The sequence below is a fragment of the Citreimonas sp. genome (genome assembly GCF_042096055.1).
Classification (GTDB): domain Bacteria; phylum Pseudomonadota; class Alphaproteobacteria; order Rhodobacterales; family Rhodobacteraceae; genus Citreimonas.
In genome coordinates, this window is record NZ_JBELMH010000101.1 from 1 (window position 1) to 8,758 (window position 8,758).

General features: G+C 68.1%; 8 protein-coding genes. All 8 read left to right on the forward strand.

Translation table 11 applies throughout. From position 1 onward, the window contains the following. Positions 1 to 960 (forward strand): FAD-dependent monooxygenase (locus ACFDTC_RS16055; RefSeq protein WP_375259894.1); only part of this gene is annotated, 960 nt, incomplete at its 5' end. Continuing rightward, entirely contained in the window at positions 957 to 1,145 is a 189-nt protein-coding gene (locus ACFDTC_RS16060; RefSeq protein WP_375259895.1) for a DUF2783 domain-containing protein, read from the forward strand. The genes ACFDTC_RS16055 and ACFDTC_RS16060, both read left to right, overlap by 4 nt. 586 nt (positions 1,146 to 1,731) lie before the next feature. Further along, positions 1,732 to 2,121 carry a hypothetical protein gene (locus tag ACFDTC_RS16065; protein ID WP_375259896.1) on the forward strand — a complete coding sequence of 130 codons (390 nt, stop codon included), beginning with the start codon at positions 1,732 to 1,734 and terminating at the stop codon, positions 2,119 to 2,121. Positions 2,122 to 2,124: 3 nt separating this feature from the next. Next, positions 2,125 to 2,502: a hypothetical protein gene (locus ACFDTC_RS16070; protein WP_375259897.1), complete on the forward strand. Its 378-nt coding sequence runs from the start codon at positions 2,125 to 2,127 to the stop codon at positions 2,500 to 2,502. An 11-nt stretch (positions 2,503 to 2,513) separates the two neighbouring features. Next, positions 2,514 to 6,119 (forward strand): hypothetical protein, encoded by a 3,606-nt coding sequence (locus ACFDTC_RS16075; protein WP_375259898.1) that lies wholly within the window; start codon positions 2,514 to 2,516, stop codon positions 6,117 to 6,119. After that, positions 6,116 to 6,472, forward strand: coding sequence for a hypothetical protein (locus ACFDTC_RS16080; RefSeq protein ID WP_375259899.1), 357 nt, complete (start codon positions 6,116 to 6,118; stop codon positions 6,470 to 6,472). Before ACFDTC_RS16075 ends, ACFDTC_RS16080 begins: the two co-directional genes overlap by 4 nt. Before the next feature lies 1 nt (position 6,473). Next, complete coding sequence (locus ACFDTC_RS16085; RefSeq protein ID WP_375259900.1) at positions 6,474 to 6,956, forward strand: hypothetical protein; 483 nt, start codon at positions 6,474 to 6,476, stop codon at positions 6,954 to 6,956. 30 nt (positions 6,957 to 6,986) lie between these two features. Next, a partial coding sequence (locus tag ACFDTC_RS16090; protein WP_375259901.1) for a hypothetical protein occupies positions 6,987 to 8,758 on the forward strand: 1,772 nt, incomplete at its 3' end.

An 8,758-nucleotide genomic window follows, 5' to 3' on the forward strand; every position in this document is an offset into this window, starting at 1 on the left:
GACGTGCGCATGAAGGCCGACTTTCCGACCGAGCGCTGGTTCTGGTTCCAGCCGCCGTTCGAGGGCGCGGGCGATTCCGCGCTGCTGCACAAGCAACCCGACGACATATGGCGGATCGACTTCCAGATCGGCTGGGACGTGGATCGCACGTTGGAACTGCAAGAGGATCGCGTGCGCGGCCGCATCGACGCGATGCTGGGCGAGGGGGTCGAGTACGATCTCGTCTGGACCTCGATCTACACGTTCCAGTGCCGGCGGATGCCGTCCTTCCGGCACGGGCGCGTGCTGTTCGTCGGCGACAGCGCGCATCAGGTCTCGCCCTTCGGGGCGCGCGGCTGCAACGGAGGCGTGCAGGATTCCGACAATCTCGGCTGGAAACTGGCCGCGGTGCTGAAGGGCGAAGCGCCCGAGGCGCTGATCGACAGCTACGACGCGGAACGCGGGGCCGCCGCGGACGAGAACATCCTGAACTCGACCCGGTCGACCGACTTCATCACGCCTAAATCCGAGCAGAGCCGCCTCTTCCGCGACGCGGTTCTGCACCTGTCGCGCAGCCACGATTTCGCGCGGCCCTTCGTGAATTCGGGGCGCCTGTCCGCGCCTTGCGTATACGACAGCTCGACTCTGAACACGCCCGACGGGCTGCCGGACGGTCCGCGTGGGGCGCGGCCCGGGGCGCCGGCGCCGGACGCGCCGGTGGGCGACAGCTTCCTGCTGGACCGGCTGGGCGGCGACTTCGTGCTGCTGGCGATCGGGCGCGACGCGCCCGAGGTGGCGGGCCTCCGGACGCTGAGGATCGCCGCGCCGGAGGCGGCTCTGGCGACGCGCTACCTCGGCGACGCGACGCAGGCGCTATACCTGATCCGTCCCGACCAGCACGTGGCGGCGCGTTGGGACGATGCCGCGCCCGACCGCATCGTCGCCGCGCGCGACCGGGCGCTGGGAAAGGAGATCGCATGACCGCGCTGGTGACCACCCGCAATATCGACCGGCCCGACGACGCCTACGCGATGCTGCTGGCGGCGCACGAGGGGCTGACCAAGGCGGAAAGCGACGCGTTGAACGCCCGGCTGATCCTGACGCTGATCAACCACATCGGCGACCCGCAGGTGCTGCGCGAGGCGCTGGAGGTCGCCCGCGGCTGAGCCACCGGCGGCGAGCACTCCGCGCTAGCGGATACCGGCGATCAACCTCGGCGTGTTTAGTCACGCAGAATAATCACCTAAGATAGAATCATCCAGGCCCAAGGCCCGCGATCGCGGCCACCTCCTGCCTCGGCCCGACGGTGGCTGCCACTTGCGCCCAGACGCTCACGCCAGCCGTGTGGCCGTGAAATCGATCGCCCGCATAGCGTGTGGAACGCCGGGTGCGTGAAAAACGTCTTTTGTTTCCGACTGTTTATCGCCAATTCGTCACGCAATTCCATGGCATCGTAAAACGCCGGAATTGGTCGCGTACCCGAGATGCGCGATGGGGGAATATCGACGTTGAAAAAATAGCTGGATCGTGTATTAAATCATTAAATTGCTTACGTATTCAGCCGGATTGAAAACGGCGGCGCATTGCGCCTGTCGCCGGGCACTCTGTTACTTTTGAAATCATAGTCGAAATGAATTCCTTCCCGCCGGGTAAGGATCCTGTCGGGATGACCTGATGACATTCTCGCGCCGCCTATCTCTTGTCGAAAGCCGATGCGCGGCATGGCCCGTCCCGCCGCGGCGCGTCTGACCGATGATCGTGGTTTTCAACATGACCGCCACGACGATGGCGCTTTTCGTGAATCAGGGGCAGGTGCCGGCGCCCGACCCGATCGCCCAAGCCGACCGCTTCAAGGCCTATCCCCGTACCGTCGCGCTCGAGAAGTATCCCGGCCCGCAGGTCTTCGCGCCGGGGCGGAACACCGTGTCGCTGCGATACGGCGATTACGCGCCGCCCTTGCCGACGCGGGCGGAATTCCAGCCGACGATCCCCGACACAGTGCACACGGATTTCATCCTGTACCTGTTCGGGAACGGCGCACTTCTGATGCGCAATTCCGGCGAGACCATCGACCGTTTCACCTGGGGACCCGCGCCGTCGCGCGCCGGGGACCCGTCACTTGCGGCCACCAACAGGGAGTAGACCATGACTGGCAGCGTATATCTCTTCAACGTCAACGCCGAGGACATGAGCCGCATCCAGGTCAGGATGTTTCCGGCGGATGATACGATCGACGGATGGAGCACCGAGAAGGAGGACATGTATTCGCCCAACGCGATGGCCGTGCCGCGCGTCAAGTATCCGACGGACGAATGCGCCTTCTCCCAGGGCGACAATCCGGTCAGCTTCAGCCGGCCCACCTTCAACGGTGCGTTCAACCTGACCATCGACCCGGCGATCTCGATCTCCGACGACCTGATCTGCTACGTCACGCGCAACAGTGCGCTGCTGATGCGCACCAACGGCGAGGTCATCGCCGACGTGCCGTTCGCGCCGACCGCCGTGGAAGCCGAGGAAGGCTGAAGGTCGGTCCGGTGGCGCCGTCGTTCACAAGGATCGCCCTGCAGGCCGACGACCTCGCGCTCTACCGGGCGGAGGTCCCCCAGGGGATCGACGGCGCCGCAACCGGCGCGGCGCGCGCGCTTCACCTGCTGTATCTCGGCGCCGACCGGGGCGGGTGGTCCGCGCCGCCGGAAACGCTGGACTATGCCGCGTCGTGGAAGGTGCGCGGCGTCTACATCCTGAGCAGCCCGTTCACCGCGGGCGACCTGACCGCGCTGAAGGCCGCCGTGGCGCTGAAGGGGCAGGACGTCAACCGCGGCCTCGCCTGGGTCGACGATCCGGCCGGCGCGGCGCCGCGCGCCGTTCTGGTGCCGCTGACCTGGACCGCGGAGACGACCGGCCGCGTGGCGAAGACGACCGAGATCCCGTTCCTCAACGTCGCGCTGTCGCTGCAGGCCGGGGTCGACGCGGTCTTCGACTTCGGCGACGCGCCGGCCCTGGGCCTGGCCGTCGGGCGATCGGGCACGGCGCGGATCTTCCTCAACCGCGAAAGGGTGGTGGGGCCCGAGCCGACCGAGGATACGGTGCGCCTTTCGCTGACACCCGGTGCCGGCGATCCGGGCCTGATCCGGTACCGCGCCGACTGGCAGGCGCGGGCCTTCTTCCGGTTCTTCGAGGACGACGCCTTCAACACCGGTCCCGCCTGGGGCGGCGAGATCCGCTATTTCCTGAAGGCGCAAGGGAAGACGACCCCGCAGCAGCTGGTCTTCCCGCTGATCGAGGCGCCCGAGCAAGGCGTGTCCTACCCGCTCGACGTGCGGATGGACCCGCTGGCGCCCGACGACGGCGCGCACACCGCCTTCGACATCCGCGACGAGGGTGATGCGCTGGCGCTTCTGACCTCGCGCGTGCTGAGGACGACCGCCGGCGATCCGGTCCGGCTGATCCCACAGGCGGGCGTCGGCTTCTACCTGGGGCGCCGGCCGGGACCGGCCGAGATCGGCGGCGCGAATGCCTACCTCGCCACGAAGGGACCGTTCCGGCTGGCGCTGCCTGGCGCGGGCAGCGCGCAGGTGATGTGCGGCCTCTCGGCGCAGGAATACCTGACCGTCGCCGACGGCGACATCGTCGAGCTCGCACCCGGCCGGCCGGCGCTGGCCGATCTTGCCGACCAGGCGCGCGGGATGCAGGCCCTGCTGGACGGGGGCGAGGCGCCCTTGCTCGAACCCGCCTTCACGACGTCGTGGATGGCCATCCGGCCCGGTTCGGCACGGCAGGTGGACGCGGCTGAGCCGTACTATTTCTCGCAATCGCAGCAAGGCACGACTTACGACAAAAGTGCGCTGCCGGGCACGACCTACGCCGCCGCCACCGCGTCGCGGATCACGCATCTGGCGGCGGCGTCGGTGGCCGCGGCGGATGGCGGCCCGCTGGCATTTCCGGTGGCCCCCTTCGGCGGCATCTTCCCGCCCGACCGCGACGCCGTGGGCTGGCCCAACAAGGGCGTGCCGGCCGCCAGTTTCGAGGCGCTGGAAGGCGGTGCGCTGGCGCCGTTCCGGTTCCGGTCGCTCGGCGCCGCGGGGCCGGCCACCGGCCCGATCGTCTGCGACGCGGACGGCACGCCGCTGAACGGCGGACGCAGTGCCACGCAGCGGGGCGTACTGCTGGAACTCGGCACCGGGCTTGCGGGCGCGGACGGCGAGCCCCAGCCGCCGCAGGGCGGCTGGGGCCGGCTGGTGCTGGGCGAAAGCGACCGGGGCGAGGTGGCCTTCACCCGGACCGAGGCGGGCGTGGTCGACCCGGTCCTGGCGCAGGCGCTGCTCAACCCGCAGGCCTTCATCGTGATGAACGACTGGGATCGGCTGAAGGCCTTCGACAGCGCGGTCAGCGTGCACGGCATCGACGTCAACCTGTCCCCGGCCGAGGGGCAGGCCAACCCGCGCCAGACGATCCTCATCTTCAAGTACGCGGACACCGAAACGCTCGAGGACCTGATCGCGCGGGTCGAGGCCTGGGACGACACCGAATACTTCGTCGGCGACGCGGGTCAGGTCGCCACCGCGCGCGGGCTGCTTATGGACGCGATCGCCGAGGCGAAGGCGCAGCGGGACGCGCCCGGCGATCCCTTTGGCTACTTCCTCGACACGATCCTGAACACCCGCGAATGGACCGGCTTTCTGACCTTCAACGCGCCGATCGACGGGCGCCAGATGCCGCCGGACTACCAGATGATCCTGGGCGGGATCGACGGGCAGCTGATGGCGCACCATTTCGGGGTCGAGACCAATCGCCTGGCGCTCGACGCGAACGGCGATCCGGTCATCCAGGGCACGGCTTTCGCGGGCGTGTTCTTCTACCTCGAACCGCAGGACTCTCCCGAGCCGACCGGGGCCTATGGCTACCGCACGACGAAGCTGATCATCGAGATCCGCAACGCCGCGATCCGGCAATTCGCCTCAGAGGTGGCGGTCACGCTGAACGAATTGTTCGACCGCCCAGTCGCCGGGCAGGGCGGCAGCGCGGACGAGCCCAACACCATCCGCATGGAGGGCGCCTACCAGGTCGTCGAGGGCGTCGGGCGGGTCATCTTCCAGGCCGCGCTCAGCCGGTCCTTCGTCTTCCAGATCGCGCCTTCGGACATCCGCGTGCTGCGCCGCTTCATGCTGCGCGGGGCGGGCCTCAGCCCGGTCTCGGCCGGTGGCGAGGGACTGGCTGAAGCGGACGAGGTCACGATCGCCGCGCGCTTTTCCATGGACGGAGAGCTGGCCTTCAATCAGGCGCCTTTCCCGACCAACCCGGGGCAGGCGCCGCTCGACCTGTTTTCCTACGGCGTCATGGTCGACGGGCAGAAACGCGGCCTGCCGATCAGCGGTCTGTCCATCGACCTCGAATTCGACCTCGGCCCGACCGGGCGCACGGCCCTGCGGCTTGCCCCGGACTTCGCCGACATCATCGCCGCCGACAATCCCGACCTGCGGCGCCCCGAGGGGCTGGTGTCCGGGATGCCCATGCGGCTGACGGGGCTGCTGTCGGGGCAGGTGGCGCTCGACACGATCAAGCGCACGGGCAAGATCGTGAACATTCCCGACCTGATCGCGGATCGCGACGCGTCGCTGGCGCTGCTGCCCCTCGTGGCGCCGGGCGCGGTCGGCGCCAATGTGCCGGCCGACCTGAACCGGGTGCCGGTCCTCGACGCCACGACGCCCACGCCGCGCTTCGCCCTGGCGTTCGAGCTGCCGCTCGGCTCGCTCGGCGACCTGGCCGAGACGGGGGTGGGCCTGACCGCGAACCTGATCCTGGGATGGGGCCCCAGTGCCGCGATGCCCGAGGCGGACGGGATCGCGGTCTACGTGCAACTGCCCGCGCTGGTGGGCGGCCTCGCGGGGTTCGATCTGCAGGGCTACCTCAAGACCACCTTCGGCGACGCGAATCTGGCACGCGTGATCTACCAGCCGACGCCGCAGGACCCGCCGCGCGGGGTCTACGTGCTGCTGTTCAACAACGTGGCCATCTCGATCTTCGGCATCGCGCTGCCGCCCAAGGTCGTCACCGACTTCATCCTGTTCAGCGACCCCAAGGCGCCCGGCGGCAGCGCCATCGCCTGGTCGCTCGCCGCAACGCAGGTGGAGACGACATGAGCCGCAAGAAGAAATCCGCGAAGGCCGTGCCGATCACCGACGCGAAGACGATCGCCGAGTTCGTCGCCGCCGCGAATCGCGATTTCGACCTGCAGCTGCCCGAAAGCTGGCCCGCAGGTAGCGTCGCCGCGGACATCTGGGCGCTGCCGGTGACGGTCAAAGCGACCGAGGACGACGGCGGCTACGTCGCCACCGCCACGAAGGCCTACCCCAACCTCGGCACCGGCGACGCGGCGTTCGAAGGCCGGATCAGCGCCGTGCTGACCCGGACAGGCAACGTCTACCTGCGCAACTACCCCGGCGACGACCCCCTGTCGTCCGCCGGTCCACGCGATCAACCCAAGGAGACCTGACATGGCCAAGAAACCCAGAAGCACCGCGATCACGACCGCGACGGAAGGCGCGCCGAAGGCGACGTTCTCGTTCGGCATGGTCTTCGAGATCAACGGCACCGCCGTCCCGATCTCGACGGCCGACATCGCGCGGATCAAGGAGGAGGGCGTTCAGTTCGCGCTGCCCAAGCCCGTGGTCCTCGGCTCGTTCGCCAACCTCATCAACTGGCTCGAGACGACCTTCAGCGTGACCTTTCCCAGCACCGACGACCTGCCGGAATGGCTGAAGAACATCGTCGATGCGGTCATCAACATGGAGTTCACGGTGCTGGTCTTCCAGCTCGACGTGCCGGGCGAAAAGCGCAAGGACGACCCGGTACGCTACGCGCTGGAAATCGCCGGCACCTTCGTGGGCGAGCCGCTGGCGCCGATCCCGGGCTTCGACTTCCTCAAGATCCAGGGTGGCGTCTTCGGGGTCACCAACATCGCGCCCGCCGTCGAATAGGCGGTCCCGACCCGGCAGAAAGGCGCGGCCATGCCCCGGATCAACTTCGGTGTCGACCTCCAGCTTCTGCTGGAGGCCGAGAAGACCTTCGGTCTCCAGCTGCGCCTCGGCGCAGGCATGGGGCCGACGGCGCTGACGATTGCGCCGGGGCCGACCGAGACGGCCTTCAGCCTGGCGCAGGTGCTGGGCGCGCTGGGCAAGCTGCTCGACCTGCCGGCGCTGCAGACCGTCGCGGATCTGGGCGACGCGGACAAGAACGCCTTCTGGTACCGCTTCTTCCAGGTCAGCATCCTGCCCGAGCTGACGGTCGTGGTGGCGCCGCAGGCAAGCTCGATCCAGGCGCGGCTGATGCTGTACACCCGCCCGACGCGCGATCCCGCGGATTACGGCATCCGCTTCAAGGACAAGCTGCCGCCGTTCATCACGATCGAGCCGGACATCACGCTCTACGACCTTATCATCGGCTACTGGCAGAAGGACGGGCTGGACCTCAAGGCGCGGATCAAGATCTGGCCGCAGGAAACCGAGAACGTGCTGACCGACGGCACCCTTCTGGTGCCCCTGACCGACGAGCCCGCGGGCAAGTCCGAGGTGGTGAAATACCCGTTCCCCAGCCCGAACCAGGGCGGCCAGACCTTCCGCGTCAACTACCTCGGCCTCGGCCAGCGGTTCGGGCCGCCGACCGTGGGGCTCGAATCCGATCCCATCGCCAAGATCTTCGAAGAGCTGAAGAAGCTGCGCAGCAACGACCCCAAGACCGTGCTGAACGCGCTGGTGAAGGACTACTACCAGCCCGACCGCAACTGGTTCTTCGGTGCCGACATCTACGTCAAGGGCTGGCGCGTGCAGGCCCTGTTCAACGACCCCGCGATCTACGGCATCCGGATCACCGCCGACGAGGGCGCCTTCGACGGCTTCAAGTTCGAGATCCTGTACCAGAAGCTGGGGCCCGATTTGGGCGTCTATTACGGCGCGATCTCGATCCCCGAGAAGTACCGCCAGATCAACCTCGGCGCGGTCGCGCTCAAGCTGCCAAGCTTCGAGATCTGGATCTATACCAACGGCGATTTCAAGGTCTCGGTCGGCTGGCCGCGGGGCCCGAACTCGATCGGGTTCGAGATCTACATCTTCATCGGCGGCTGCGCCTTCTACTTCGCCAAGCTGCGCACGGGCTTCAATCCGCGCGCGGCCGAGCCCAAGGTCTACTACGACCCGATCATCGCCTTCGGCCTCGCCATCAAGCTGGGCCTCGGCCGGTCGATCAACGCCGGCGTCTTCCGCGCCGAGCTGAGCCTGACCCTGCAGGGCGTGTTCCAGGGCATCCTCGCCTGGGAGGGCGTCGACCCGAAGCGGCTGGCCTCGCCCGACCCGGGCGTGGCGCGGCAGGCGCGGTGCGATCTGGCCAAGACCGGACCGGTCTCGGGGCCGCCGGACTACTTCTGGTTCTCCGCCACCGTGGGTATCGTCGGAGTGTTGCAGGGCGAGGTCGACCTGAAGATCATCAAGGTCTCGGTCAGCATCCGCCTGTCGATCACCACCGGCCTCGCCTTCGAGACGGGCTATGCCGCCGTCGCCCGTGTCACCGCGCAGGTCTCGGCCGAGGCCAGCGTCCGGATCCTGTTCGTGACCATCAAGGCCAGCTTCTCGCTGACACTGACCGAGACGTTCCAGTTGAGCGACGGGACCGGTGTGGCCAGCATCGACGGCCCGCAGAACGAGAACTTCCAGGGCATCGTCCCGGGCAGGCTGACGACGCGGTCGCAGGCGCTGGCGGCGGTCTACGATCGACGCGCGCTGGTGCC

What these genes read in the sequence shown, in the direction of transcription:
- ACFDTC_RS16060 (WP_375259895.1), top strand. Translation starts at nt 957, where the DNA reads ATGACCGCGCTGGTGACCACCCGCAATATCGACCGGCCCGACGACGCC.
- ACFDTC_RS16080 (WP_375259899.1), top strand. Translation starts at nt 6,116, where the DNA reads ATGAGCCGCAAGAAGAAATCCGCGAAGGCCGTGCCGATCACCGACGCG.
- ACFDTC_RS16070 (WP_375259897.1), top strand. Translation starts at nt 2,125, where the DNA reads ATGACTGGCAGCGTATATCTCTTCAACGTCAACGCCGAGGACATGAGC.
- ACFDTC_RS16065 (WP_375259896.1), top strand. Translation starts at nt 1,732, where the DNA reads ATGATCGTGGTTTTCAACATGACCGCCACGACGATGGCGCTTTTCGTG.
- ACFDTC_RS16085 (WP_375259900.1), top strand. Translation starts at nt 6,474, where the DNA reads ATGGCCAAGAAACCCAGAAGCACCGCGATCACGACCGCGACGGAAGGC.